Genomic DNA, 23,579 nt, shown 5'->3' with positions numbered 1-23,579 from the left:
ATATTGATTTTTTCACGATTAGCAGGGGATGGGCCGGGGAGTAACCTTTATGCCAAGATTGAGCTCAGCATCGGAGGCTCGCACATAGAGGGGTACAGCCGCTGCAGTATCCAGCATCTCCCCCCTTATGGCACAATCAGCTGCACAAAAGCCCAAAGCCGTGGCTGAAATGGTATGCAGGATAGCAGGGGCAATCTCAGCCCCAGCCAGTGCCGACAGAGACAATCTGTCACTGTAGACCCGGACACCATCACCCACAAAGAGGACAGGTTCATCAATCATAGCGACAAGACTCTCCGGGGCAAGCACCTGATAGTCACCAAGTCGCTGAATCTCTCCGCCGACCCTCCGATAAAGGGCCGTATACACCTCTTTTTTTCTCGCATCCAGGGCAACACAGATCAACTTATCGGTGACACATCTGCTGGCCAGGACATCCAAACTTGAAACTCCGTAGAGGGGTAGTCCGGCGGCGGTGGCAAGTCCCTTAGCCGTTGCCATGCCGATCCGCAGACCGGTAAAGCTGCCGGGACCAAGGCTCACGGCAATGCCGGTAAGCCCCTGCCAGTCCATACCTACCTCGGCCATCAGCCACTCAATAGAGGTGAGAAGACGGCGGGAATGGGTAATGCCACTACTGAGAGAGAGAGAGGCAATTACCTCACCACAGAGACTATCGCCCCTGGTTATTGCCACAGAGCTACAGTTTGTGGCCGTATCGATTGCAAGTAAAACAGGTTGGGTCATTACTTTATAAGCCTCATAATATCATTGTAAAAAACAAAAAGCATCAGGGTAGCCAAGAGGCCAAGCCCTATCTGTTGGGCAATAATTTGTGCCTTTTCACCGAGTGGTTTTTTGCGAATCCCCTCCAGGGTCAAAAACATTAAATGACCACCATCAAGGACAGGGATGGGCAGTAAATTAAGGATACCGAGATTAACACTGAGCAGGGAGGTAAAATAGAGGAGGTTTATCCAACCGGCACGCATCTGTTCACCGGCCATCTGAGCAATCAAAATTGGCCCACCCATCTCCGATGCAGGCACCACCTGTTGAATAAGCTTAATAATACCAAGGCCGGTCAAATAGATATAAAACCATGTCTGCTGCAGACCTCGCCATATGGCAGCAAAGAGCCCTGTCTCCTCATAGGAGAGGGCCTCCGCCTTCATCACCCCTATCATATATCTCTCTTCAACGGCTTGACCAAAGACATCTTTGACCTCATCACGCTGGGGAACAATAGCGAGGCTCACCTCCTTATCCCCACGAAGAACAAGTACCTTAAGAGGTACACCGCCACTATCCTTGACCCCATTGAGAACACTCTGCCAACTGGTAGTTTCTACCCCATTGATGTCCACAATAATATCATCTGCCAACATACCTGCCTGCGCGGCAGGGGAGCCCTCATTTACCTGGCCAATTCTGGTGGTGTCCTGCGACACGGGAATACCCTGAAAGAAGAAGAGCGATGAAAAGATGAGAACGGGAAAAATAAAATTGAAAAGCGGACCGGCAAGGACAATAAGAAATCTCTGGTATGTCGGTTTATAGGAAAAAGCCCTCTCCTTTTCAACACCTGTCAGCTCCTCCTCGTCGGGGTTTTCCCCAAGCATTTTAACAAATCCACCCAGAGGAAAGGCCGAAAGCACATACTCTGTTTCCCCTATTGTTTTGCCACAGAGACGTGGCCCAAACCCTAAGGAAAATTTAAGTACCCGAACGCCAAAGAACTTTGCCAAGAGAAAATGTCCCAACTCGTGGACAAATATCAGAGCACCAAGAACCAGTATAAATGAAAAAATTGTAGTCATATAACCATTGTCTTTAGAGGTTAAGAGGCGTGAAAACAGATGATATCAGAAGAGTTCCGTTATTTTTTGCCGGGTTATTTCCCTGGACTCCCTGTCTGCTGCTAAGATATCATCTAATTTATTTTCATCCCCCGGGGAAACAACGTCTACAGTATCTGTTACAAGCCTTGCTATGTCAAGAAAGCGTATTTTGCCATCTAAAAATGCGGCAACCGCTATCTCATTTGCCGCATTAAGTGCTGCTGGCGCAACCCCTCCCCGCCGTAGGGCCTCAAAGGCCAGGGGCAGGGCTGGAAAGTTTTCCGTATCGGGCCGAATGAAGTCCAAACAGGCACAGTCGGTTAAGGAGAGGCGCTTATGACCGAGGGGTAAACGGTTTGGATAGGAGAGGGCATAGGCAATGGGAATACACATATCAGCCACCCCAAGTTGGGCAATCAACGAACCGTCATGGTACTCAACCAGAGAGTGAACAATAGACTGGGGATGCACCACCACCTCTATGTTCTCCGGCTCTACATCAAAGAGCCATTTCGCCTCAATCACCTCCAGCCCCTTGTTCATCAGGGTAGCTGAATCAATGGAGACCTTTCTACCCATACTCCAGTTTGGATGAGCCAGAGCTTGAGCAGGGGTGACCTGCGCAAGTTCAGCAGCTGTCCTGCCATGAAATGGTCCACCGGAGGCGGTGAGAATAATTTTAGCCAGATCTGCCCTCTTACCTGCATGCAGGGCCTGAAAGATGGCAGAGTGTTCGGAATCAACGGGAAGCAGTGCCACCCCCTTACGCCGTGCTCTCTCCATGACAATTTTTCCTGCCATGACCAGGGTCTCTTTATTGGCAAGGCCAATATCCTTTCCCGCCTCAATTGCCGCCAGGGTAGGAAGTAGACCAGCCGCACCAACAATTGCTGAGATGGTAATTGAGGCAGAGGGATAGGCGGCAACCTCTTCATTGCCCGCGTTTCCCCAGAGGATCTTACCCCTGAATCCTCCCAGCCTCTCCTGCAGGCAATGGGCATATTCCTCATCAAGCACTGAAACAAGATCTGGAGAAAACTCCTCAATCTGTCTGGCAAAGAGATCAATATTGCGACCAGCAGCCATAGCGACAATCCTGTATTGATCGGAAAATTTCCGAACAACTTCAAGCACACTTGTGCCAATGGAACCCGTCGCCCCAAGAAGAGATATTTTTTTCATATTAAATGATAAACTAGTATGGATACGCCCTTAACAGAACAACGGGTAACCAAAAAAAATTAGAAGGTAAGCACCGTATAGAGCACCGGAAGGGCAAAGAGCAGAGAGTCAATTCGATCCAGAATACCACCATGCCCGCCAAGACAGGTGCCGGAATCCTTGGTGCCCGTGCCTCGCTTTATAATAGATTCTGTCAGGTCACCGGCCACTCCAGCTGCGGTGAGAACCACGGTGCCAAGAGCCAAAAACCAGGGGCTAACCTCGGGGAGAAGAAAGTGAGCGCCGACAAAGGCGGCAATGAGGGCAAAGACAAGGCCGCCCAGAGCGCCCTCAATGGTCTTCTTGGGACTGACATTAGGGCAGAGCTTATGCTTACCAATGGAACAGCCGACAAAATATCCCCCTGAATCAGCACCTGCCGTAATAGCCGAGGCAACGATCAGCCAGTAATTTCCATCGGGCAGGGCCCGGACCAGCAGGAGGTATGAACTGAGAAAGCCTATATAGAAGACCCCAAAGAGAAGACGGGCAAAGAAGGCGTAGGGCTGTTCAAACTTGGCGTAGCGATAGAGAAAATAACCTGTCAGGACGAAAAAAGAGGCCAGAAGAGCGGGAGCAAGATATTGCTGAGTTGAATTGATGGTAACAGCAAGAGCTGGAAACATCAGCACCAGATTAAGAAAATACCTCTCCTTTTTCCCAATTAAGCCCGCAGCTGCCATGCGCAGATACTCATTTGCCGCCATGAAAATAACAGCCAGGATAACAACAGAGAACAGCAGAGCAGACCCCTTAAAAAGCAACAAGAGCCAAAACCCCGCCAGAAGTAAGCCCGGAACCACTCTATCCATATCTTTTCCTATTTATTCTTATTTAACTGTGCACCAATTTTGCCAAAACGGCGTTCACGTTCCTGAAAGCTGGCAATAGCAGTTGCCAGCTGTTCTGTACGAAATTCTGGCCACATAATATCTGTGAAGTACAACTCTGCATAGGAGAGTTGCCAGAGAAGAAAATTGGAAAGCCGAGACTCACCGCCCGTCCGTATCAACAGATCTGGTTCCGGCAAGATAGCGGTGTCAAGATAGTCGGAGAGAAGATCTGGAGTGATATCCGTCTCCTCAAGATCACCTGCGACACATTCAGCAGAGATTTTTTTTATGGCACGACAGATCTCATCCCGCCCCCCATAACTGAGGGCCAGTGAGAGTATCATCCCCGTATTTTTTGCAGTCTCGCCCATTACCTGGAGCAGGGTATCGCGTACAGCAGATGGCAGACGCTCAATATCGCCGATACAGTGGAGACGAATATTATTCTTTTGCATCTTGGGCAACTCTGCCCGAAGATATTTCTGCAGGATAGACATAAGGCCACTCACCTCTGCTTTCGGTCTCTTCCAATTTTCAGAAGAGAAGGCATAGAGGGTAAGTGCCGGGATACCGAGTTGGCAACAGATTGAGACAATCTCCTCAACCGAATCAGCCCCTGCCTTATGTCCAAAGAGACGTGGACGTTTACGAGCCTGAGCCCAACGTCCATTTCCATCCATAATAATTGCAATATGAGCAGGAAGGTGGAGAGGATCAATCCCATACTTCTCAGCTAATTCTGCCAGTCTCATATATTCTCCATTTGTGTCCATGAAAAAAGCTTCACGTCCCCTAGGGGGATGTCATGACTTAAAACATAAAATGTATAAACCGGGCAAGCTGTTCGGTGCCTGTACTCATATTTTTTAATCATTACAGCAAAAACATCAAAGCCTATACTTCCATCACTTCTTTTTCTTTAGAGGCACTAACCTCATCCAACTGCTTGATGTAAATATCGGTCTCTTTCTGAGCATCATCCTGCAATTTGAACAGATCGTCCTCAGATATCTCCTTATCCTTCTTTTGCAACTTAAGGGTATCAATGGCGTCACGTCGAACGTTGCGGATTGCTACCCGAAACTCCTCAGCGATTTTCTTTACCTGCTTGACCAGATCTTTACGACGATCTTCGGTAAGTTGAGGAATATTCAAACGAACAACCTTGCCATCATTTACCGGATTAAGTCCAAGGCCTGACTTAAGGATAGCTTTTTCAATGGGCGGTATCATTTGCGGGTCCCATGGTTGCAAAGCAATCATACGAGATTCCGGGATGGTCAAGGTCGCAACCTGGTTCAGAGGCATGGTGCTACCGTAAGCAACAACGGTAATATCATCAAGAATAGAAATCGAGGCACGGCCGGTACGGACCCTGGATAAATCATTTTTAAAAGCTTCAACACTCTTCGCCATCCTGCCACTCATCTCTACAATAACTTCACTCATGGGGTTAACCTCATCTATAAAATGAAAATTTTCTTATAAGTAGTAAACAGCTACACATTACCCTTGGAGCTCTTACGCAGTAATAAGTGTCCCAACACGTTCACCAAGTGCAGCTTTTTTCATATTACCAGCAACACTCATATTCAGCACCATAATAGGCTTGTCATCGTCTTTTGCCAAGGCAATTCCAGCAGCATCCATGACCTTCAGTCCCTTACGCAGGACATCGTCATAGGTAAGATGCTCAAACTTGACAGCATCATCATGAATCATAGGATCCTTATCATAGACACCATCAACCTTGGTCGCCTTAACCACGATATCAGCATCAATCTCCAGGGCACGCAGGACACCCGCCGAGTCAGTGGTAAAATAGGGATTACCGGTACCAGCAGCAAAGATAACCACTCGACCTTTTTCAAGATGTCTGGTTGCTCGCCTTCTAATATAAGATTCACAAATCGATTGCATAGGAATAGCCGACATAGCCCGAGTGATGACCCCGCTACGCTCAAGCGCATCCTGCATGGCGAGACTATTCATTACTGTGGCGAGCATTCCCATATTATCGGCTGTCGCACGATCCATTCCCTTACTTGCCCCAGCCATACCCCTAAAAATATTGCCGGCACCAACAACAACACCCAGCTCAACGCCCATTGCCACAAGCTCTTTTATTTCGCCGGCAACAAACTCCAAAACTCCGGTATTGATTCCATAAGAGTCTTTACCCATGAGGGCTTCGCCACTCAATTTAAGCAACATTCTTTTATATTTAATGGGCATAATAAACCTCATGTGGATAGTAAGGAAGAAAAGAAAAATGTTGCCTCAAAAAATTTTGAGGCAACAAAAAGTACAAATTAGGCACCTACTTGAAAACGAGCAAAACGCTTAATGGAGATATTCTCACCCATCTTGGCTACAAGTTCATTAAGAAGGTCTTGTACGGTAAGATCAGGGTTCATTACGAATTTTTGTTCAACAAGACAAATTTCGCCAATAAACTTCTCTACTTTACCAACAACCATCTTCTCAACAATCGCTTCTGGCTTACCAGAATCGAGAGCTTGCTGAACGTAAATTGCCTTCTCACGCTCAATAACCTCGGCAGGAATACCCTCACGGCTTACAGCAATGGGGTTTACAGCTGCAATGTGCATTGCAATGTCTTTTGCAAATTTGCAAAATTCTTCGTTCTTTGCAACAAAGTCAGTCTCACAACCAACCTCAATCATAACACCAATCTTAGCACCATGAATATAGGTCTGAATGGTACCTTCACTTGTAGCACGACCTGCGCGCTTAGCAGCAACGGCAAGACCCTTCTGACGAAGAAGGTCCACTGCTTTTTCCATATCACCATCGGTCTCGGTAAGAGCTTTTTTACAGTCCATCATACCTGCAGCTGTTTTATCTCTAAGCTCTTTTACCATCTTGCTTGTAATAGCCATTCTAACTCTCCAAAAATTTTGCTCTCATCGTCTATGCCGCAACCAAAACAAACCACAGCGACATCTTCTGTCCACACAACAAAAGGGGCAAGTCAATAGACAGCCCCTTTCGTTACCTTCTATCGCAGAATTCTATAGAAAAAACGATAGAATTAATATGGTGCCACTATGCTTCTTCGGTCTTCTCTGCCATCTCGCTTACGGTATCACCCATAGCAGCAGCAATTGCCTCTTCAGATGCTTCGTCACCATCACGTTCTGCCTGACTTGCAAGCACAACCTCTGCAATTTCATTACAGATAAGACGGATAGAACGAATTGCATCATCGTTGCCTGGGATTACGGTAGTCAATACCGTCTGGATCACAGTTAGTATCGGTAAGGGCAACAACAGGAATACCCAATTTGCCAGCTTCGCTAACAGCAATAGACTCTTTACGAGGATCTACGATAACGATTACAGCAGGTAAGGCACGCATGTCTTTGATACCACCAACGTTACGCTCAAGCTTAACACGCTCTTTTCCCATCAAAAGAATTTCTTTCTTTGGAAAACGGTTGATAGAACCATCTTCTTGCATTGCTTCGATGGACTTCAAACGATCAATGCTGTTCTTGATGGTTTGGAAGTTGGTAAGCATACCACCCAACCAGCGGTGATCAACATAGTACTGACCACATCGGCGAGCTTCTTCCTTAATGATGGATTGTGCCTGACGCTTAGTACCTACGAAAAGAACAGAACCCTCGTTTTTCACGTTACTTGAAATAAATTCACAAGCTTTGTCAAAGAGACGCTTGGTAAGATCAAGGTTTACAATATAGATACCATTACGTGGGCCATAGATATATGGCTTCATTTTTGGATTCCATCTGCGGGTTTGGTGACCGAAATGCAGGCCTGCCTGAAGCATGTCCTTTACTGTTACTTGACTCATAATAGTTCTCCGTTCTGGTTTTTCCGCCATCTTCGTAGTCATCTCTTGAGATAACACCAGAGTAGATGAAGATGTGTGTGTTAGTAATACGAGAAGATAAGTCCCCATTATTGGGTAGATACCCTCTTGGTTACTCTCCTCCACAGGGGAGGAGAAATTATTCATTAAGAAAAGAAATACTTCCCTTAATTTAAAGCTAAGACTATGTACCATGCAATGAGATATATTGCAATGGGTCGTTGAAAATCTGTGCTTTCCTGAGAATTGTCGCCATAATCAAGGCCTGACACAGAGGAGCAAAAACGCTCACTTTCGCCCGCGCCCCTTGAGCAAACAAAAAAAAAGGGACTGAGAGGAATAAATTCCTTTCAGTCCCTCTCTATCAAAAGCTCTATGCGATTAAAACCACATAGTCTTCAATCGATATAATTACGCTTCGGTCGTTGCAGCAGCAACAGTCTCGTCGTAACCAACCAACTCGATGATAGCCATAGAAGCGTTATCGCCACGACGAACACCAGTTTGGATAATACGGGTATAACCGCCTTTACGATCAGCAAATTGCTCAGCAATTTCACCGAAAAGCTTATGAACCACGCCTGCACATCTAACATAGCTCAAAGCCTGACGACGAGCATGAAGATCTCCACGCTTGCCAAGAGTAATCATCTTCTCTGCGATAGGACGAAGCTCTTTTGCTTTCTCTTTGGTGGTAACAATGCGCTCATGCTCAAACAATGAAGTAACCATGTTCCTGAACATAGCATCTCTATGCGAACTGGTACGACCTAATTTTCTTCCTGAATAACGATGTCTCATCTTATAATCCTCAGCACCACTATGTAATTAAAGTAAATGCACTTACTATCTAAAATTTCTTAGCACTACACCAAAGACAAAGCGTCCCTAGAGAAAGCGCTCTTATTCTTCAGTCTCTGCATCAGAAGGAGCATTCCAACCCTCAAGCTTCACACCAAGGGTCAAATCCATATCTTGTAACAATGTTTTAATCTCGTTAAGAGATTTACGACCAAAGTTCTTGGTCTTCAACATTTCCTGATCAGTTCTCTGTACCAAATCACCGATAAAATTGATATCCGCATTCTTGAGACAGTTTGCAGAACGTACAGATAATTCAAGATCTTCAACAGGCTTGTCGAGATAAGGATTTTCCTGCTTCTCTTCGGTCTCAACAGCTTTCTTTTCAGGCTCGACCGCAGTTTCATCAAAGTTAATAAAAATATCAAGCTGCTCCTTAAGAATCTTTGCCGAGTAAGCCAAAGCATCTTCAGGTCGTACGCTACCATCTGTTTCTATCTCGTAGGTCAACTTATCATAATCAGTCTGTTGACCAACACGGGCAGAAGAGACAACATACTGAATTTTCTTTACAGGAGTAAAGATCGCATCAATGGGAATCTGACCTACGGTGAGGTCATCTTTCTCTTGATTTTCAGCAGGTTGATATCCTTTACCCCATTCGACAGTCAACTCAGCACAAAAGGTCATATCACTTGTAAGATTACAGAGAATATGATCTTCGTTCATGATTTCAACGAATGCAGATGGAATAATATCACCAGCAACAACAGGTCCTGGTCCTTGTTTTTCAATACGTACTGTTTGAGACTCTTCGCAATTAAGCTTTAAACGAACCTGCTTAAGATTGAGAATAATCTCACTTACATCCTCTTTAACGTCCTTCATGGATGTAAGTTCATGCAAAGCGCCCTCTATCTTTACAGTGGTAATAGCTGCACCCTGAATAGAAGACAGAAGGATCCTTCGCAAAGAGTTACCGATTGTCGTCGCAAAGCCACGCTCAAGCGGTTGACAGATAAATTTACCGTAGGTTTCAGAATGATTACTCTGATCAATTTCTACTTTTTCGGGTCTGATCAGCTCATGCCAATTACGATAAACAGGTATTTTTTCGTCGATTTCCTGGGTCATGGGTATCCTTCTCTGTTAGCTTGTTTTAATCAGGTTAATATCGACCAAATGGACAAGACAGAAAACAAAACATCGGTGGACGCAAAACAGCACATCCACCGAGTAAAAAAGCAGATTAATTCTTAGAGTAAAGCTCTACAATCAATCTTTCCTGAATAGGCATGGTAATTTCTTCTCTGTTAGGAAGAGCTTTTACAGATGCCTTAAAGTTGTCCTTGTCTAACTCAAGCCAGGTTGGAACACCACGACGAACAACTGCTTCGAGGTTATCAACAACACCTGCGTTAGCACGACTCTTTTCTCTCAGGGAGATAACATCGCCCTCAGATACTTGATAAGAAGGAATATCAACTCTTTTTCCATTTATCAAGATATGCTTGTGACGAACAATTTGACGCGCTTGAGTTCTAGAAGAAGCAAAACCTGCACGAAAAACAGCATTATCAAGACGTCGTTCAAGAAGAATCAAAAGATTCTCGCCAGCCACACCTTTCTGAGCTTCAGCTTTCTCGAAGGTCAAACGAAATTGAGCCTCAAGAACACCGTACATGCTCTTAACTTTTTGCTTCTCACGCAACTGAACAGCGTAATCAGACACTTTCTTAAATCTTGCCTGACCATGTTGTCCCGGTGCGAAAGCACGTCTCTCAAAAGAACATTTGTCAGAATAACAACGATCGCCCTTTAGAAACAACTTCAAATTTTCTCGTCGACAACGGCGACATACAGCCCCTATATTTCTAGCCAACTTTAGGCCTCCATTTCAAATATTTTCACCAGCATAACGTTGCGAAATTATACGCGGCGACGTTTAGGTGGTTTACATCCATTGTGAGGAACTGGGGTAACATCATAAATGCGACTTACCTCAAAACCGGTACTTACCAAAGCACGTAGAGCAGCTTCACGACCAGGTCCTGGTCCTTTCACTTTAACTTCTACTTTTCTCATACCACAATCAGCAGCTTTCTTCGCTGCATCAGCAAGCGCATTCTGGGCTGCAAAAGGAGTACTCTTACGAGAACCTTTAAAGCCAAGAACACCAGCGCTACACCAAGAAACCACGTTTCCCTGCTTGTCTGAGATGGTAACAATGGTATTATTGAAGGTAGAATAAATATAAACAATCCCTTCTGGGATATTCTTTTTTACCTTTCTCTTTTTTGCAACTGCCATATCTACACCTTTTCATATGACCTTAGGAGATATAAGCATAAACTTTATATCTCCTAAGTCTCACAATTCATTATCTCTCTTGCAAAAGAGAGACAAGAGTTATCAATTATTTCCGACGAGCGGCACCACGACGTGGTCCCTTACGTGTCCGGGCATTAGTCTTAGTCTTTTGACCACGACAAGGCAAGCCCATACGATGACGACGTCCACGGTAACAACCAAGGTCGGTGAGTCTCTTAATGTCCATAGAAACTTCACGGCGACGATCACCCTCTACGGTATAATCTGCCTCGATAACCTTACGGATACGGTTGACGGTTTCGCCATCCAAATCGTCTGAATTCATGGTGTATGGTAATTCAACTGCATCAAGAATCTTACGAGCTGATGTCAATCCAATGCCATGAATATAGGTAAGTGCCCTATCAATGTGTTTATTTTTAGGAAGGTCTATTCCTGCTATACGTGCCAAGGTCTATCTCCTCAAAAGAAGTAGGTAATTAAAAAAGTTAGTTACAAACTTTGTTTATCCCTGCCTCTGCTTATGTTTTTTAACTTTACAGGATACGCGAACTACACCATTGCGCTTATAAACCTTACAGTCACTGCAAATTTTTTTAACAGATGCGCGTACTTTCATGATAAACAAACTCTCTATTTTTTCTTTTTAGTATTTTTTGTCCGAAAAGTAACCCTTCCCCTTGTTAAATCGTAAGGAGATAACTCAACAGTTACTCTATCACCAGGTAAAATTTTAATAAAGTGCATTCGCATCTTACCTGAAATATGTGCCAGTACCTTATGGCCATTGTCCAATTCAACACGAAACATCGCATTAGGCAAGGGCTCAATAATGGTACCTTCAACTTCAATAGCTTCTTCTTTTGCCATGGAGGCCTCTGACATTAGTTCTTAAAATGTTAAAAAGAGACAATATCGCATGTTTCCAAACAAAAACAACCTTTCTTTACCCCACCCACAAACCCCGCTAAACACTATCTCCTATTGGAGCTCTTTTTTAACCCTTATTAACATAATGTAACTATCTTACATTATGCAATTTCTCGTGAACTCAGTACCCTAGGTGCCTCTTCCGTCACCGCAACCGTATGTTCAAAATGAGCGGAAAAACGATGATCAGCAGTTACCACTGTCCAACCATCTCGCAACACCTTAACATTCGCTGTTCCAACATTGAGCATAGGCTCTATTGCCAGTACCATTCCCGGCAAAAGCCGCGGAGAACGTTCTCCTGAGTAGAAATTAGGTATTTCGGGAGCTTCATGTAGGTCGCTCCCGATACCGTGTCCTACGAACTGACGCACAACACCAAAGCCATGAGCTTCAGCATGCTGTTGCACTGCCTTGGAGATATCAGATATTCTATTGCCCGCTACTGCCTGGGCAATGCCTCTGTGCAACGACTCATCTGTTACCTGCAAAAGCTTCTTAGCCTCAGCAGATATTTGACCAACAGGAATGGTCACAGCAGAATCACCGTAGTAACCTCGATATTCAACACCGAAATCAACAGAGACAATATCACCTTTTTTCAGCTTTTTTTTCCGCGAAGGGATACCATGGACAACTTCTTCGTTAACGGATACGCAAAGGCATCCTGGAAAACCATTATATCCCTTAAAAGCCGGTCTCATTTTATTTTTTTTGCAGTAATCCTCTGCAATTTTATCAAGCTCCCAGGTAGTCTGGCCAACATCAACAACACTCATCAATGTCTTTAAAACAGCAGCCACATGCTGATTCGCCTCATACATCAAGGCTATTTCATCTGCATTCTTCACGACTATGGATCTAACTGGAACACTTGGAGACATCTTTTTATTTCCTTCCTCGAATACGACCTTGTTTCATGAAACCTTCATAATTTCTCATATGAAGATGAGACTCTACCTGTGATATGGTATCAATACTAACGCCTACAACAATAAGAAGAGCAGTTCCACCAAAGAAAAATGGAATATTAAACTGCGATATCAAAATTGTCGGCAAGACACAAACCACACTAAGATAGACAGCACCAACTACAGTCAAACGAGTTAGTACCTTATCAATAAACAGGGCTGTACGTTTTCCAGGTCGGATCCCTGGGATAAAACCACCGTTCTTTTTTAAATTTTCTGCCACATCATCAGGCTTGAAGGTCACGGCAGCATAAAAGAAACAAAAGAACACAATCATCGCCACATAACAAATGTAGTAAAAAACGGTACCAGGCGACATTGCCGCAGATACCCTTTGCACCCAATCAATTTGAATAAAGCTTCCAATAGTAGCAGGAAACATCATGATTGATGAGGCAAAAATTGGTGGAATAACACCAGCAACATTAATTTTAAGTGGCAAATGAGAACTTTGTCCCCCATATACCTTACGCCCAACAACTCGTTTGGCATACTGAATAGGAATTTTTCTCTGAGATGTCTCAAAAAATACAATTACTGCCACAATGGCAAACATAAAAATCAGTAGAACAGGAACAAAGAACAATGCAATTTCTCCAGCTTGAATAAGCTGAATCGAGTTTGCAATTGCAGCAGGTCCCCGAGCCACAATACCTGCAAAAATTATTAATGAAATACCGTTGCCTATACCGCGCTCGGTCATCTGCTCACCGAGCCACATAATAAAGGCCGTTCCTGCCGTCAAAGTAAGCATGGTCATCAAAGTAAAATGAAGACCAGGATTGAGGACAATAGCCTCTCCACCTGGACCGACCATACTGCCAAGCCCTTTAGCAATAAAGCTTCCCTGAATGACACTTAAAAGAACAGTACCATATCGGGTATACTGGGTAATCTTTCTCTGCCCAGCTTCGCCCTCTTTCTTCAATGCCTCAAGTTTTGGAATAACAACTGTCAAAAGTTGAATGATGATAGAAGCACTAATGTAAGGCATAATACCTAAAGCAAAGATCGAGAAATTCTCAAGTGCTCCACCAGAGAACATGTTAAACATGCCAAAAAGCGTACTGGCGTTCTGTGCAAAAAAGCCCGCTAAAGCCTCTCCATTGATACCTGGGGTAGGTATCTGAACGCCCATCCTGTATACTGCAAGCATCATAAGCGTGAAAATAATACGCTTACGCAACTCGGGTATATTCGTAGCCTGCTGAAGTCCACTCATTATCTCTCTTCCTATCTCAGACAGCACAAAAGATCAAAGCAATAATGCCTTTGATCTCTTGTATATTTCGGCAACAATCAGTTATTACTCAGCAGCGGTAACCTCAGTTAAAACTACGGTACCACCTGCAGCCTCAATTTGAGCCTTAGCTTGAGAACTGATCTTATCAACTTTAACAGTTACTGCCTTGGTGATCTCACCGTTAGCAAGTATCTTGATCAAAGTTCCTTTTTTTACCATTCCTGCTTCAACAAGCTCAGCGGGGCTTACTACTACACCAGCCTCAAACTTGTCCAACTGGGACAGGGCAACAAGAGAAAATTCTTTCTTGAAAATGTTGGTAAAACCGCGCTTAGGAAGTCTGCGCTGCAAAGGCATTTGACCGCCTTCGAAGCCCGGCTTAATACCAGAGCCAGAACGGGACTTAAAACCCTTATGACCACGGCCAGCAGTTTTGCCATGACCGGATCCAGGTCCTCTACCCAAACGCTTACGCTGCTTGGTAGATCCCTCTTGTGGTGAAAGATTGCCTAACGTTAACATATTACGCCTCATCTATACGAACAAGATGTTTCACTTTATTCAGCATTCCGCGAATTTCTGGAGTGTCTTTTCTTGTTACAGTCTTGTTTAGTTTGGTTAGCCCCAGACCGGTCAATGTGGCACGGATCTTATCAGTACTTCCGATCCCACTTTTGACCAGAGTAAATGTTATTGTCTCGGTCATTTGACTACCTGTATTTTTAAATTTAATGGTTTGTAATTACACTCTAAAATGTTATTACGCAGTAATTTCTTCAACATTCTTTCCACGAAGTTCAGCAATTTTCTGTGCGGAACGAAGTTGCTTAAGGCCATCAATGGTAGCCTTAACCATATTGTGCGGATTATGAGATCCGAGACATTTGGTTAGAATATTACTAACACCAGCTGCTTCAAGGACAGCACGAACAGGACCACCTGCAATCAAACCAGTACCTGCAGATGCGGGTCTTAAGAATACTCGACCTGCTCCATAGTGTCCTATAACTTGATGAGGGATGGAAACATCGGTCAAAGATACGAGAGCCATATCCTTCCTAGCTCTCTCTACACCTTTACGAATTGCTTCTGGAACCTGATTAGCTTTACCAAGTCCATACCCGACTTTGCCATTGCCATCGCCAACAACAACGATTGCACTAAAGCTAAAACGTCGACCACCCTTTACAACCTTAGCAACCCTGTTGATAAAAACTATTTTTTCAATAAGCTCTTCGGTATTATTATTTGCCTTAGAACGCTTAAAATCAGACAAGGGACACCCCCACTATTAAAATCATTAGAAATCGAGTCCACCTTCCCGAGCACCTTCGGAGAGGGATTTTACTCGGCCGTGGTAAATATAACCACCACGATCAAAGATCACCTTTTTGATGCCAGCTGCGGTTGCTCGTTCTGCGAGAACAACACCCACTTTCTTAGCTGCAGCTGTTTTGCCTGACTCGTCACCTAGATCAAATTGCTTGTCTACAGTAGACATCGCAACAAGGCTCTTGCCTGAGGCATCATCAATAATTTGCGCATAAATATGCTTGTTACTTTTAAAAACACGAAGACGCGGGCGCTCAGATGTTCCTGAGATTTTCTTACGAATTCGGCTTATTCTTTTGGCCCGCGCAAGCGTTTTAAGATTTGTCTTAGCCATGTCTTATCCATTTTAAATTTTTGTACCGCCAATAGCGTTACAAAATTAATTATTTAGATCCTGCCTTACCAACTTTACGTACGATCTGCTCATTTTCGTAACGAATTCCTTTACCCTTATACGGCTCAGGCTTACGAATCTGACGAATCTGCGCAGCAACAAGACCAAGAAGCTCTTTGTCGATAGACTCAACAGTGATCTTGGTGTTACCTTCAACAACAGCTTGTACGTTTTCAGGCAATTTATACTCAACAGGGTTAGAATAGCCAACATTGATAACGAGTTTTTTAGAACCCTCAAGGTTTGCCTTATAACCAACACCTTCTATAAGAAGAACTTTCTTGAAGCCCTCATCAACACCAATAACCATGTTGTTGATAAGACTACGAGTCAGTCCTCTAAAAGCGTTAACACGTCTGTGGTCCTAAAGGGGATTGGGCACACTGATACCATTGTCCTCTACGTGAGCCTCGATCTCAGTAATGATATCGCGCTCAAGAGTTCCTTTTTTCCCGGTAATAGTAATATGCTGTCCGTTGAGATCAACTTTTACTCCGGCAGGAACGGCAATTGGTTGTTTTCCAATACGAGACATACTTACCTCCTCACCTACGGGTTACCAAACCTCGCAGATTATCTCCCCACCTGCATTAAGATCTCTAGCTGTCTTATTAGAAACAACACCTTTAGATGTTGAAATAACAGCAACTCCAAGTCCGTTAAGAACTGTTGGCACATCGGAAGCTTTAGCATATTTGCGGAGGCCAGGCTTGCTGACACTGCTTAATACTCGGTAATAACCGCTTCACCATCTGGGCCGTACTTCAAATTAATAGAAAGAGTATTTTGAACTCCGTCTTCTTTAATTTGATAGTCAGTAATATACCCTTCGTCCTTCAATACTTTCGCAACACTTACTTTCATGGTAGATGATGGCATTTCTACGGTATCAAATTTTACCATAACAGCATTACGTATCCTGGTCAGCATATCTGCCAGGGGATCGCTCATCGACATAGCGAACACTCCTTATGTCCAATAATTGACAGAATCAAACAGAGATAACAGAAATCCCTACCAGCTGGATTTAGTTACACCTGTGACCTCACCGCTGGATGCCAACTTACGAAAACAAATTCGGCAGATACCAAACTTTCTGATAAATGCACGCGGACGACCACAGAGTGGACATCTATTGTATTCTCGCACGGCAAACTTTTGTTTACGCTTTGCCTTTGCGATAATGGATTTCTTAGCCAAAACGACCTCCGATTTCTCTATTTTAAAATAACTAAACTAATAATCTATTTCTTAAAAGGCATTCCCATCAAACGCAAAAGCGAACGACCTTCGTCGTTGGTTTTTGCAGAAGTTACGATGGTAATGTTAAACCCTTTAATTTTATCAATCTTGTCGTAATCAATTTCAGGAAAAATAATTTGTTCCTGAATACCCATTGAGTAATTTCCTCGTCCATCAAAGCCCTTTGGAGAAACGCCACGAAAATCGCGTACTCGGGGAAGAGCGATGTTAACAAGTTTGCTCAAGAAGTCATACATCTTCTCGCCGCGTAAAGTTACACGACAACCGATTGGCATACCTTCTCTAAGCTTAAATGTCGCAATAGATTTTTTAGCCTTTGTTACAACCGCACGTTGGCCTGCAATCTTGGTTAATTCTTCAGCAGCACCTTCAACGATCTTTGGGTTTTGAACAGCCTCTCCAAGTCCCATATTGAGAACAATCTTCTCAATTTTAGGGATTTGCATTGGATTGGTGTATCCCAACTGGTCCTTCAGTGCAGGCACACACTCATTGGTATAATATTCTTTCAGCGCACTCATAGTAAACCTCGGGCTTTAAGCCGCCTCCTTATGATTTGCTCTCAACGGACTCACCGCAGCTCTTGCAGTAACGTACCTTTGTGCCATCTTCAAGTACCTTCTTACCTACACGGCCAGTCTTGGTACATTCTGGGCAGATAAGTTGAAGATTGGATACATGAATAGGTGCTTCCTTTTCAACAATCTGACCCTGTTGATTCATCTCAGTTGCTTTTGTGTGGCGTTTGATCATATTTGCACGCTCAACAACAGCCTTATCTTTATCCACAAGCACTCTGAGAACTTTACCGACGCGACCTTTGTCTTTGCCAGCAATCACTTCTACCTGATCATTTGTTTTCAGGTATGTTCTACCCTGTCTCATTTTTAAACCTTTTCTTAATCGATGTATCTTGTTCGCGAGAAGAACCAATGATTAGAGTACTTCTGGCGCAAGAGATATAATCTTCATAAATCCCTGGTTACGCAATTCGCGGGCAACAGGTCCAAAAATACGTGTGCCAACAGGCTCACCAGAGGCACCTAACATAACAGCTGCGTTCTCGTCAAACTTCACCCAAGTATCATCTGGACGACGATTCTCTTTGGCAGTTCGAACGACAACAGCTTTCATTACGTCGCCTTTTTTTACCTTTGCGTGCGGGATAGCTTCTTTTACTGTTACAACAATTACGTCACCAATGCTGGCGTAGCGCTTTCTGCTACCACCGAGAACTCTAATACACAAAACCTTCTTGGCACCAGAGTTGTCAGCCACATTGAGGACTGTCTCTGTTTGAATCATTTTGTCACCTGATATCTATTAAAATATCTATCAAAGCTCATTGCTCAATATCTTTTAAATTAAACAGCTTGCTCAAGTATTGTTTTCACGCGCCATCTTTTCCTTTTACTCAAAGGACGACATTCTTCTATAAGAACAACGTCACCGATGTTGCATTGGTTTTCAGGGTCATCTGCCAGATACTTTACGCTGGTCTTCATAAATTTACCGTAAAGCTTATGACGGACCTTTCTCTCAACCCGGACAACAACACTTTTTTCCATCCGGTCACTTACGACAGAACCAGTTCTTGTCTTTCTTGATGTGTTATTTTCACTCATAATGTAATCAATCGTGATGTTGTTGTGCTGAATCGTACCATAAAGTTAAACATGAATGACGACAGGCTATGCAGCTGTAGTCTCTGATGCTATGGTTTCAATTCTCGCGATATCTTTTCTAATTTTCTTCAATTTCGAGGTGTCTTCAAGTGGGCGAATCTTGTGTTGAAATACAAGATTTCCCAACTCTTCCCTAAGATCTTTCATCTTAGCTTCCATCTCTTCTTTGGACATTTTACGAATTTCCATCATTTTCATAAAGTAGTCCTCCTTGTAACAACTTTGCATGGGAAAGGAAGTTTATTGCTCGCAAGCGATAAGGCCTTAATAGCCACATCTTCACTTACACCAGCGACTTCATACAAAAGTCTACCTGGCTTAACAATAGCAACCCAAGACTCTGGACTACCTTTACCTTTACCCATTCTTGTTTCAGCAGGCTTTTTAGTGAGAGGCTTGTCCGGGAATACCCGAATCCAAACCTGTCCGCCACGCTTCATGGTTCTGTTAATTGTAATACGTGCCGCCTCAATCTGCCGAGCAGTCATCGTTCCACAACTCAGCGCTTTCAAGGCATAGTCACCAAAGGCAAGAGAAGAACCACGATGAGCAGCTCCTCTCATACGGCCTTTAAACACCTTCCTATGCTTTACTTTTTTAGGACTTAACATCTTTTACTCCAGTCGTTTATAAGAAAGGCAACTCAGTAAAAAATCACTGAGCAACAGCACCCTTGTCCTTATCGCTTAAAACTTCACCCTTGAAAATCCAAACCTTCACACCGATGATACCGTAGGTGGTGTGCGACTCAGAAAGAGCGTAGTCAACATCTGCACGTAATGTGTGCAGAGGAACGCGACCTTCACGAACCCACTCACATCTTGACATCTCAGCACCACCAAGACGTCCAGAGCAAGCAATCTTAATACCCTGAACACCAAAACGCAATGCAGAGCTTACAGCTTTTTTCATCGCACGACGAAAAGCAACACGTCGAGCAAGTTGTTGAGCGATATTATCGGCAACCAGTTGGGCATCTGCCTCTGGTCTACGTACCTCTTGAATATCAAGAGTTACTTTGCGAGAAACAAGTTTCTCAAGCTCACGCTTGAGGATCTCAATTTCTGCGCCTTTCTTACCAATAACGATTCCAGGTCGCGCTGTAAACAGCTTAATGCGAACCTGCTCTCCAGTTCGTTCTATCTTTACACTAGAAAGACCAGCATGACTCAATCGTTTCTTGAGAAACTTACGAATCTTCTGATCCTCAATGAGGAAAGTAGAATAATCTTTGTCTGCGTACCAAACCGAATCCCAAGTACGGGTGATATTCAGTCTAATCCCTAACGGGTTAACCTTCTGGCCCAAAACAAACCTCCAACAAATATTATATTTGAGTAATATTACTTGGTAGTTCTATCACTGATAAAAAAATTAATTTTCGTCTAAAACAACAGTGATATGACTAGTCCTTTTAATAATCCCGGTTGCCCGGCCCATTGCTCGAGGTCTGATACGTTTCAGTGACGGACCACCATCAATCGTTATTACTTTCACGTATAGATTATCAACGTCTGCCTGATCGTCTTGAGTTGCATTTGCAAGCGCGGACTCAATAACTTTCTGCAATATTACTGCGCCCTTTTTAGGCATAAATCTCAATGTAGTGATAGCTTGGTCAACGCCCATACCTCTCACTACATCTGCGACAAGTCGTGCCTTCTGAGGGGAAATTCTAATATATTTCCCTACGGCTCGTGCTTCCATAGTTTTGTACTCCTAACTGAGTCCAGTTATAACGAAAATTCCGTTCTTTAATTATCTCTTACCTTTCTTATCTGCAGAGTGTCCATAATAGGTACGGGTTGGAGAAAACTCTCCAAGCTTATGTCCTACCATATTCTCTGAAACAAAAACAGGAATGAATTTCTTTCCATTATGTACAGCGAAGGTCAATCCAACCATCTCTGGGCTAATATCAGATCTTCTAGACCAAGTTTTGATGACCTTACGGGAACCACTCTCAAGAGATTGGTCAACCTTCTTTTGAAGATGATCATCAATAAAAGGACCCTTCTTAATTGAACGCGACATACTTTACTCCTTGTATGTTATGATCTCTTCTTAACGATATACTTGTCAGAAGACTTATTCGTACGAGTCTTGTAACCTTTGGTTGGCATACCCCATGGAGTACATGGATGACGACCACCAGAACTCTTACCTTCACCACCACCCATAGGGTGATCAACTGGGTTCATCGCAACACCACGTACGTGAGGTCGCTTACCAAGCCAACGAGAACGACCCGCTTTTCCAAGCTTTTGACTCTCGTACTCACGATTACCTACCTGTCCAACACATGCACGACAAAGTCTATGGAACTTGCGTACCTCGCCGGAAGGAAGTCTTACGAGAACGTAGTCACCTTCTTTAGCCATAAGTTGAGCTGAGGTACCGGCACTACGAACGATCTGTGCGCCTTTACCAATTTTCATCTCAATGTTATGGATAATCGTACCCAGTGGGATATTTGCCAATGGCAAACAGTTACCTGGTTGAATATCAACATTATCACCGGCAACAATTTTGTCACCAACTGATACGCCCTCTGGAGAAAGAATATATCTTTTCTCACCGTCAATATAGCTCAAAAGGGCAATATTGGCAGAACGATTTGGATCATACTCGATTGCAACAACTTTTGCATCGATATCCATCTTATTTCTTTTAAAATCGATAATTCTGTACTTTCGCTTATGTCCGCCACCGATGTGACGTGAAGTAATGCGTCCGTAATTATTTCGTCCACCGGTCTTGCTCAGGCTGGTTACCAGGCTTTTCTCTGGACCTTTTTTCGCCAGGTTCGCATTCTTAATCGAAACCTGATGACGCTTTCCGGGTGATGTTGGTTTATATGTTTTTATAGCCATGATTTCCCAATCGCTCCATCAATTGAAAATGAGATATAATCTAAATACGAGAAGTTTAACGTCCTCAGATAATTAAATCTCATCGGTAAAGTTAATTTCGCCTTCAGCAAGTGACACGTAGGCTTTCTTCCACTCTTTAGTCTGCCCAACGGTTTTACCGACACGCTTTTCCTTACCGCGCATACTCGCAGTTCTAACATCCTTGACTTTAACGTCAAACATCAACTCGATAGCTCTTTTAATCTCTATCTTGTTTGATTTAGGATGAACTTTAAAGACAACCTGACCATCAATCTCTTGAAGTATGGCTGCTTTTTCAGTGAGGACAGGCCCCTTTAATACGCCGTATATATTTTTCATACCATCAACCTCTTCTCAAGGCTTTCGATTACGGGCTTAACCAATACAACTTTCTTGTGTAACAAGATGTCATATACGTTGAGTCCTTCAGCAGGCAAGATTCTGTAACCATGAACGTTACGACAAGACTTGCTGAGATTCTCTGATGCATCGTCCATTACAATAAGGGCGTTTGCAAGCTCAAGGGTTTTCATTGTACTAGCGAATTCCTTGGTCTTGATTGCGTCCATGATAAAATTATCAAGAACGATAAGATTACCCTCTTGAAAACGAGCACTCAAAGCCATAGAAACAGCTTGTTGCCTTACCTTACGGTTAAGCTTGAAGCTATAATCTCTTGGTTTAGGACCAAATGTAACTCCACCACCTCTCCACAAAGGAGAAGTACGGGATCCCGCACGAGCACGACCAGTTCCTTTCTGACGCCATGGCTTTGCACCACCTCCACGTACCTCGACACGAGTCTTGGTAGATGCAGTTCCTGCACGCTTTGCAGCTCTCTGCATGCGAACAACATCGTGGAGAATATATTCTTTAACTTCACGGTTAAAGATTGCGTCGTTCAATTCTATCTCGTCGACTTTTTCGTTATTTGTATTAACTACACTTACAGTAGACATTATTCTCTCCATTCGAGCCTGTTACTTAAACAATCACTTGGAATAAATCTTTAACAGACCATTTTTAGCTCCAGGCATAGGACCCTTAAGCAGAACAACGTTTTCATCAATGCGTACATCAACCACAGTAACGTTCTTCTTAAGAACCGTATCATTACCCATACGACCAGGCATTTTCTTGCCCTTAACAACACGTCCCGGATAAGCACTACAGCCGATGGAACCAGGCGCTCTATGATGCTTAGAACCATGTCCGCCAGGACCACCTTTGAAGCCCCAACGCTTTATAACACCCTGAAAACCACGTCCCTTACTTGTACCCTGTACATCAACAATATCGCCAGCTTTGAAAAGTGCATCAACACTGATCATATCGCCAACATTGTATGTTGCAGGATCAACTACGCGAAATTCACGTACGAAGTAGAAACCTTCAGAATCTGATTTTGCAAAATGGCCAGCTTCCGCTTTATTCACACGAGAGCTTTTTTTATTTTCGAAACCAACTTGAACAGCATTGTAACCGTCAGTTGCGTTTGTTTTTACTTGAAGAACTTTACAAGGCCCGGCTTGTACAACAGTGACTGGGATTGCCTGACCCACTTCACCGTATACACGGGTCATCCCTATATTTTTACCTAATATCCCCATTGTCTTTGGCATAACAGTACCCGATACTTCTTATTTGCTTAGCGTCAGCTGCTAAGGCAGTTTAATCTCAACATCAACACCCGCTGATAACTCAAGCTTCATAAGCAGATCAATGGTCTGCTGAGTTGGTTCTAATATATCAAGAAGGCGACGATGGGTTCTCATCTCGAACTGCTCTCTCGACTTTTTATTAACATGAGGAGAGCGCAATACACAAAATTTATTAATGGATGTTGGAAGAGGGATTGGGCCTACAACAGCAGAACCAGTCCTTCTTGCAGTCTCAACAATCTCAGAAGTAGATTGATCAAGAAGCTTATGATCGTAAGCTTTTAAGCGAATACGAATTTTCTCTGTAGGTATCATCACGC

Annotated in this window: 36 protein-coding genes and 3 pseudogenes; all 39 read right to left on the bottom strand. The window is 43.6% G+C overall.

Features of this window, described 5'->3' with window-relative positions; translation table 11 throughout:
- Positions 1 to 18: 18 nt before the first annotated feature.
- Positions 19 to 747 carry a tRNA (adenosine(37)-N6)-threonylcarbamoyltransferase complex dimerization subunit type 1 TsaB gene (gene tsaB, locus DP_RS05850; RefSeq protein WP_011188403.1) on the bottom strand — a complete coding sequence of 243 codons (729 nt, stop codon included), beginning with the start codon at positions 745 to 747 and terminating at the stop codon, positions 19 to 21.
- On the bottom strand, positions 747 to 1,820 hold the full coding sequence (rseP, locus tag DP_RS05845; protein ID WP_011188402.1) for an RIP metalloprotease RseP: 1,074 nt from the start codon (positions 1,818 to 1,820) through the stop codon (positions 747 to 749). The genes tsaB and rseP overlap by 1 nt, the downstream gene beginning before the upstream one ends.
- A gap of 45 nt (positions 1,821 to 1,865) precedes the next feature.
- On the bottom strand, positions 1,866 to 3,023 hold the full coding sequence (locus tag DP_RS05840) for a 1-deoxy-D-xylulose-5-phosphate reductoisomerase (RefSeq protein WP_011188401.1): 1,158 nt from the start codon (positions 3,021 to 3,023) through the stop codon (positions 1,866 to 1,868).
- A 59-nt stretch (positions 3,024 to 3,082) separates the two neighbouring features.
- A complete protein-coding gene (locus tag DP_RS05835; RefSeq protein WP_011188400.1) occupies positions 3,083 to 3,874 on the bottom strand; it encodes a phosphatidate cytidylyltransferase in 792 nt (263 codons plus the stop codon).
- Between the two features lie 8 nt (positions 3,875 to 3,882).
- The gene (locus DP_RS05830) at positions 3,883 to 4,647 is read right to left on the bottom strand and encodes an isoprenyl transferase (RefSeq protein ID WP_156792213.1); all 765 of its coding nucleotides are present in this window, start codon (positions 4,645 to 4,647) and stop codon (positions 3,883 to 3,885) included.
- 142 nt (positions 4,648 to 4,789) lie between these two features.
- Positions 4,790 to 5,344, bottom strand: a complete 555-nt coding sequence (gene frr, locus DP_RS05825; RefSeq protein WP_011188398.1) for a ribosome recycling factor — start codon at positions 5,342 to 5,344, stop codon at positions 4,790 to 4,792.
- A 72-nt stretch (positions 5,345 to 5,416) separates the two neighbouring features.
- Positions 5,417 to 6,142 carry a UMP kinase gene (gene pyrH, locus DP_RS05820; protein ID WP_011188397.1) on the bottom strand — a complete coding sequence of 242 codons (726 nt, stop codon included), beginning with the start codon at positions 6,140 to 6,142 and terminating at the stop codon, positions 5,417 to 5,419.
- 65 nt (positions 6,143 to 6,207) lie between these two features.
- On the bottom strand, positions 6,208 to 6,798 hold the full coding sequence (gene tsf / locus DP_RS05815; protein ID WP_011188396.1) for a translation elongation factor Ts: 591 nt from the start codon (positions 6,796 to 6,798) through the stop codon (positions 6,208 to 6,210).
- Positions 6,799 to 6,964: 166 nt separating this feature from the next.
- Positions 6,965 to 7,736: pseudogene (gene rpsB, locus DP_RS05805) on the bottom strand (30S ribosomal protein S2).
- 429 nt (positions 7,737 to 8,165) lie between these two features.
- A complete protein-coding gene (rplQ, locus tag DP_RS05800) occupies positions 8,166 to 8,555 on the bottom strand; it encodes a 50S ribosomal protein L17 (protein WP_011188394.1) in 390 nt (129 codons plus the stop codon).
- 102 nt (positions 8,556 to 8,657) lie between these two features.
- Positions 8,658 to 9,689 carry a DNA-directed RNA polymerase subunit alpha gene (locus DP_RS05795; protein ID WP_011188393.1) on the bottom strand — a complete coding sequence of 344 codons (1,032 nt, stop codon included), beginning with the start codon at positions 9,687 to 9,689 and terminating at the stop codon, positions 8,658 to 8,660.
- Between the two features lie 115 nt (positions 9,690 to 9,804).
- Positions 9,805 to 10,437: a 30S ribosomal protein S4 gene (gene rpsD, locus DP_RS05790; protein ID WP_011188392.1), complete on the bottom strand. Its 633-nt coding sequence runs from the start codon at positions 10,435 to 10,437 to the stop codon at positions 9,805 to 9,807.
- Positions 10,438 to 10,484: 47 nt separating this feature from the next.
- A complete protein-coding gene (gene rpsK / locus DP_RS05785; protein WP_011188391.1) occupies positions 10,485 to 10,865 on the bottom strand; it encodes a 30S ribosomal protein S11 in 381 nt (126 codons plus the stop codon).
- Between the two features lie 106 nt (positions 10,866 to 10,971).
- Entirely contained in the window at positions 10,972 to 11,337 is a 366-nt protein-coding gene (gene rpsM / locus DP_RS05780; protein ID WP_011188390.1) for a 30S ribosomal protein S13, read from the bottom strand.
- A gap of 54 nt (positions 11,338 to 11,391) precedes the next feature.
- Positions 11,392 to 11,505, bottom strand: coding sequence for a 50S ribosomal protein L36 (gene rpmJ / locus DP_RS17370; protein ID WP_083818937.1), 114 nt, complete (start codon positions 11,503 to 11,505; stop codon positions 11,392 to 11,394).
- A 14-nt stretch (positions 11,506 to 11,519) separates the two neighbouring features.
- Positions 11,520 to 11,756, bottom strand: a complete 237-nt coding sequence (gene infA / locus DP_RS05775) for a translation initiation factor IF-1 (protein ID WP_041278396.1) — start codon at positions 11,754 to 11,756, stop codon at positions 11,520 to 11,522.
- Positions 11,757 to 11,917: 161 nt separating this feature from the next.
- Positions 11,918 to 12,700, bottom strand: a complete 783-nt coding sequence (map, locus tag DP_RS05770; RefSeq protein WP_011188387.1) for a type I methionyl aminopeptidase — start codon at positions 12,698 to 12,700, stop codon at positions 11,918 to 11,920.
- A gap of 4 nt (positions 12,701 to 12,704) precedes the next feature.
- Positions 12,705 to 14,009, bottom strand: a complete 1,305-nt coding sequence (secY, locus tag DP_RS05765; protein WP_011188386.1) for a preprotein translocase subunit SecY — start codon at positions 14,007 to 14,009, stop codon at positions 12,705 to 12,707.
- A gap of 84 nt (positions 14,010 to 14,093) precedes the next feature.
- Entirely contained in the window at positions 14,094 to 14,552 is a 459-nt protein-coding gene (gene rplO / locus DP_RS05760) for a 50S ribosomal protein L15 (protein WP_041277681.1), read from the bottom strand.
- 1 nt (position 14,553) lies between these two features.
- Positions 14,554 to 14,736: a 50S ribosomal protein L30 gene (gene rpmD / locus DP_RS05755; protein WP_011188384.1), complete on the bottom strand. Its 183-nt coding sequence runs from the start codon at positions 14,734 to 14,736 to the stop codon at positions 14,554 to 14,556.
- 54 nt (positions 14,737 to 14,790) lie between these two features.
- Positions 14,791 to 15,306, bottom strand: a complete 516-nt coding sequence (gene rpsE, locus DP_RS05750; protein WP_011188383.1) for a 30S ribosomal protein S5 — start codon at positions 15,304 to 15,306, stop codon at positions 14,791 to 14,793.
- A 24-nt stretch (positions 15,307 to 15,330) separates the two neighbouring features.
- The gene (gene rplR, locus DP_RS05745) at positions 15,331 to 15,696 is read right to left on the bottom strand and encodes a 50S ribosomal protein L18 (protein ID WP_011188382.1); all 366 of its coding nucleotides are present in this window, start codon (positions 15,694 to 15,696) and stop codon (positions 15,331 to 15,333) included.
- Positions 15,697 to 15,745: 49 nt separating this feature from the next.
- Positions 15,746 to 16,291: pseudogene (rplF, locus tag DP_RS19130) on the bottom strand (50S ribosomal protein L6).
- 21 nt (positions 16,292 to 16,312) lie between these two features.
- Positions 16,313 to 16,713: pseudogene (gene rpsH / locus DP_RS05735) on the bottom strand (30S ribosomal protein S8).
- Positions 16,714 to 16,770: 57 nt separating this feature from the next.
- Positions 16,771 to 16,956, bottom strand: a complete 186-nt coding sequence (locus DP_RS05730; RefSeq protein ID WP_011188380.1) for a type Z 30S ribosomal protein S14 — start codon at positions 16,954 to 16,956, stop codon at positions 16,771 to 16,773.
- Positions 16,957 to 17,000: 44 nt separating this feature from the next.
- Positions 17,001 to 17,540, bottom strand: a complete 540-nt coding sequence (gene rplE / locus DP_RS05725) for a 50S ribosomal protein L5 (protein WP_011188379.1) — start codon at positions 17,538 to 17,540, stop codon at positions 17,001 to 17,003.
- Between the two features lie 28 nt (positions 17,541 to 17,568).
- Positions 17,569 to 17,904 carry a 50S ribosomal protein L24 gene (gene rplX / locus DP_RS05720; protein ID WP_011188378.1) on the bottom strand — a complete coding sequence of 112 codons (336 nt, stop codon included), beginning with the start codon at positions 17,902 to 17,904 and terminating at the stop codon, positions 17,569 to 17,571.
- 51 nt (positions 17,905 to 17,955) lie between these two features.
- Positions 17,956 to 18,324: a 50S ribosomal protein L14 gene (gene rplN / locus DP_RS05715; RefSeq protein ID WP_011188377.1), complete on the bottom strand. Its 369-nt coding sequence runs from the start codon at positions 18,322 to 18,324 to the stop codon at positions 17,956 to 17,958.
- A gap of 59 nt (positions 18,325 to 18,383) precedes the next feature.
- Positions 18,384 to 18,644, bottom strand: coding sequence for a 30S ribosomal protein S17 (gene rpsQ / locus DP_RS05710; RefSeq protein ID WP_011188376.1), 261 nt, complete (start codon positions 18,642 to 18,644; stop codon positions 18,384 to 18,386).
- 66 nt (positions 18,645 to 18,710) lie between these two features.
- Entirely contained in the window at positions 18,711 to 18,902 is a 192-nt protein-coding gene (gene rpmC / locus DP_RS05705) for a 50S ribosomal protein L29 (protein WP_041277678.1), read from the bottom strand.
- Positions 18,899 to 19,315, bottom strand: coding sequence for a 50S ribosomal protein L16 (gene rplP / locus DP_RS05700; protein ID WP_011188374.1), 417 nt, complete (start codon positions 19,313 to 19,315; stop codon positions 18,899 to 18,901). The genes rpmC and rplP overlap by 4 nt, the downstream gene beginning before the upstream one ends.
- Positions 19,316 to 19,358: 43 nt before the next feature.
- Entirely contained in the window at positions 19,359 to 20,012 is a 654-nt protein-coding gene (gene rpsC / locus DP_RS05695) for a 30S ribosomal protein S3 (protein WP_011188373.1), read from the bottom strand.
- A gap of 66 nt (positions 20,013 to 20,078) precedes the next feature.
- Positions 20,079 to 20,411 (bottom strand): 50S ribosomal protein L22, encoded by a 333-nt coding sequence (gene rplV, locus DP_RS05690; RefSeq protein ID WP_011188372.1) that lies wholly within the window; start codon positions 20,409 to 20,411, stop codon positions 20,079 to 20,081.
- 51 nt (positions 20,412 to 20,462) lie between these two features.
- Positions 20,463 to 20,738: a 30S ribosomal protein S19 gene (gene rpsS, locus DP_RS05685; protein ID WP_011188371.1), complete on the bottom strand. Its 276-nt coding sequence runs from the start codon at positions 20,736 to 20,738 to the stop codon at positions 20,463 to 20,465.
- A gap of 17 nt (positions 20,739 to 20,755) precedes the next feature.
- On the bottom strand, positions 20,756 to 21,577 hold the full coding sequence (rplB, locus tag DP_RS05680; RefSeq protein ID WP_011188370.1) for a 50S ribosomal protein L2: 822 nt from the start codon (positions 21,575 to 21,577) through the stop codon (positions 20,756 to 20,758).
- 72 nt (positions 21,578 to 21,649) lie between these two features.
- Positions 21,650 to 21,937, bottom strand: coding sequence for a 50S ribosomal protein L23 (locus tag DP_RS05675; RefSeq protein ID WP_011188369.1), 288 nt, complete (start codon positions 21,935 to 21,937; stop codon positions 21,650 to 21,652).
- On the bottom strand, positions 21,934 to 22,557 hold the full coding sequence (gene rplD, locus DP_RS05670; protein WP_011188368.1) for a 50S ribosomal protein L4: 624 nt from the start codon (positions 22,555 to 22,557) through the stop codon (positions 21,934 to 21,936). Before rplD ends, DP_RS05675 begins: the two co-directional genes overlap by 4 nt.
- A gap of 33 nt (positions 22,558 to 22,590) precedes the next feature.
- Positions 22,591 to 23,220 carry a 50S ribosomal protein L3 gene (gene rplC / locus DP_RS05665; RefSeq protein WP_011188367.1) on the bottom strand — a complete coding sequence of 210 codons (630 nt, stop codon included), beginning with the start codon at positions 23,218 to 23,220 and terminating at the stop codon, positions 22,591 to 22,593.
- A gap of 39 nt (positions 23,221 to 23,259) precedes the next feature.
- Positions 23,260 to 23,571, bottom strand: a complete 312-nt coding sequence (rpsJ, locus tag DP_RS05660) for a 30S ribosomal protein S10 (RefSeq protein WP_173362840.1) — start codon at positions 23,569 to 23,571, stop codon at positions 23,260 to 23,262.
- Positions 23,572 to 23,579 lie beyond the last annotated feature (8 nt).

The organism is Desulfotalea psychrophila LSv54 (genome assembly GCF_000025945.1).
GTDB classification, from domain to species: Bacteria; Desulfobacterota; Desulfobulbia; order Desulfobulbales; family Desulfocapsaceae; genus Desulfotalea; species Desulfotalea psychrophila.
Note: the sequence above shows the minus strand (reverse complement) of the source record. Positions and strands in the feature narration are given on the sequence as shown.

Bases quoted from the DNA above. Each gene is read 5' to 3' on its own strand.
- rpsQ (WP_011188376.1), bottom strand. From the start codon at position 18,644: ATGAGTGAAAATAACACATCAAGAAAGACAAGAACTGGTTCTGTCGTA.
- rplE (WP_011188379.1), bottom strand. From the start codon at position 17,540: ATGAGTGCGCTGAAAGAATATTATACCAATGAGTGTGTGCCTGCACTG.
- pyrH (WP_011188397.1), bottom strand. From the start codon at position 6,142: ATGAGGTTTATTATGCCCATTAAATATAAAAGAATGTTGCTTAAATTG.
- rpmJ (WP_083818937.1), bottom strand. From the start codon at position 11,505: ATGAAAGTACGCGCATCTGTTAAAAAAATTTGCAGTGACTGTAAGGTT.
- rplN (WP_011188377.1), bottom strand. From the start codon at position 18,324: ATGATTCAAACAGAGACAGTCCTCAATGTGGCTGACAACTCTGGTGCC.
- DP_RS05840 (WP_011188401.1), bottom strand. From the start codon at position 3,023: ATGAAAAAAATATCTCTTCTTGGGGCGACGGGTTCCATTGGCACAAGT.
- tsaB (WP_011188403.1), bottom strand. From the start codon at position 747: ATGACCCAACCTGTTTTACTTGCAATCGATACGGCCACAAACTGTAGC.
- frr (WP_011188398.1), bottom strand. From the start codon at position 5,344: ATGAGTGAAGTTATTGTAGAGATGAGTGGCAGGATGGCGAAGAGTGTT.
- rseP (WP_011188402.1), bottom strand. From the start codon at position 1,820: ATGACTACAATTTTTTCATTTATACTGGTTCTTGGTGCTCTGATATTT.
- DP_RS05830 (WP_156792213.1), bottom strand. From the start codon at position 4,647: ATGAGACTGGCAGAATTAGCTGAGAAGTATGGGATTGATCCTCTCCAC.
- DP_RS05835 (WP_011188400.1), bottom strand. From the start codon at position 3,874: ATGGATAGAGTGGTTCCGGGCTTACTTCTGGCGGGGTTTTGGCTCTTG.
- rpmC (WP_041277678.1), bottom strand. From the start codon at position 18,902: ATGAAAATGATGGAAATTCGTAAAATGTCCAAAGAAGAGATGGAAGCT.
- rplR (WP_011188382.1), bottom strand. From the start codon at position 15,696: ATGGCTAAGACAAATCTTAAAACGCTTGCGCGGGCCAAAAGAATAAGC.
- rplQ (WP_011188394.1), bottom strand. From the start codon at position 8,555: ATGAGACATCGTTATTCAGGAAGAAAATTAGGTCGTACCAGTTCGCAT.
- tsf (WP_011188396.1), bottom strand. From the start codon at position 6,798: ATGGCTATTACAAGCAAGATGGTAAAAGAGCTTAGAGATAAAACAGCT.
- rplO (WP_041277681.1), bottom strand. From the start codon at position 14,552: ATGTTAACGTTAGGCAATCTTTCACCACAAGAGGGATCTACCAAGCAG.
- rplB (WP_011188370.1), bottom strand. From the start codon at position 21,577: ATGGCTATAAAAACATATAAACCAACATCACCCGGAAAGCGTCATCAG.
- rplX (WP_011188378.1), bottom strand. From the start codon at position 17,904: ATGAGACAGGGTAGAACATACCTGAAAACAAATGATCAGGTAGAAGTG.
- DP_RS05675 (WP_011188369.1), bottom strand. From the start codon at position 21,937: ATGAAAAATATATACGGCGTATTAAAGGGGCCTGTCCTCACTGAAAAA.
- rplD (WP_011188368.1), bottom strand. From the start codon at position 22,557: ATGTCTACTGTAAGTGTAGTTAATACAAATAACGAAAAAGTCGACGAG.
- rplV (WP_011188372.1), bottom strand. From the start codon at position 20,411: ATGGAAGCACGAGCCGTAGGGAAATATATTAGAATTTCCCCTCAGAAG.
- DP_RS05795 (WP_011188393.1), bottom strand. From the start codon at position 9,689: ATGACCCAGGAAATCGACGAAAAAATACCTGTTTATCGTAATTGGCAT.
- rpsK (WP_011188391.1), bottom strand. From the start codon at position 10,865: ATGGCAGTTGCAAAAAAGAGAAAGGTAAAAAAGAATATCCCAGAAGGG.
- rplP (WP_011188374.1), bottom strand. From the start codon at position 19,315: ATGTTAAGTCCTAAAAAAGTAAAGCATAGGAAGGTGTTTAAAGGCCGT.
- rpmD (WP_011188384.1), bottom strand. From the start codon at position 14,736: ATGACCGAGACAATAACATTTACTCTGGTCAAAAGTGGGATCGGAAGT.
- secY (WP_011188386.1), bottom strand. From the start codon at position 14,009: ATGAGTGGACTTCAGCAGGCTACGAATATACCCGAGTTGCGTAAGCGT.
- rpsS (WP_011188371.1), bottom strand. From the start codon at position 20,738: ATGTCGCGTTCAATTAAGAAGGGTCCTTTTATTGATGATCATCTTCAA.
- infA (WP_041278396.1), bottom strand. From the start codon at position 11,756: ATGGCAAAAGAAGAAGCTATTGAAGTTGAAGGTACCATTATTGAGCCC.
- rplC (WP_011188367.1), bottom strand. From the start codon at position 23,220: ATGCCAAAGACAATGGGGATATTAGGTAAAAATATAGGGATGACCCGT.
- map (WP_011188387.1), bottom strand. From the start codon at position 12,700: ATGTCTCCAAGTGTTCCAGTTAGATCCATAGTCGTGAAGAATGCAGAT.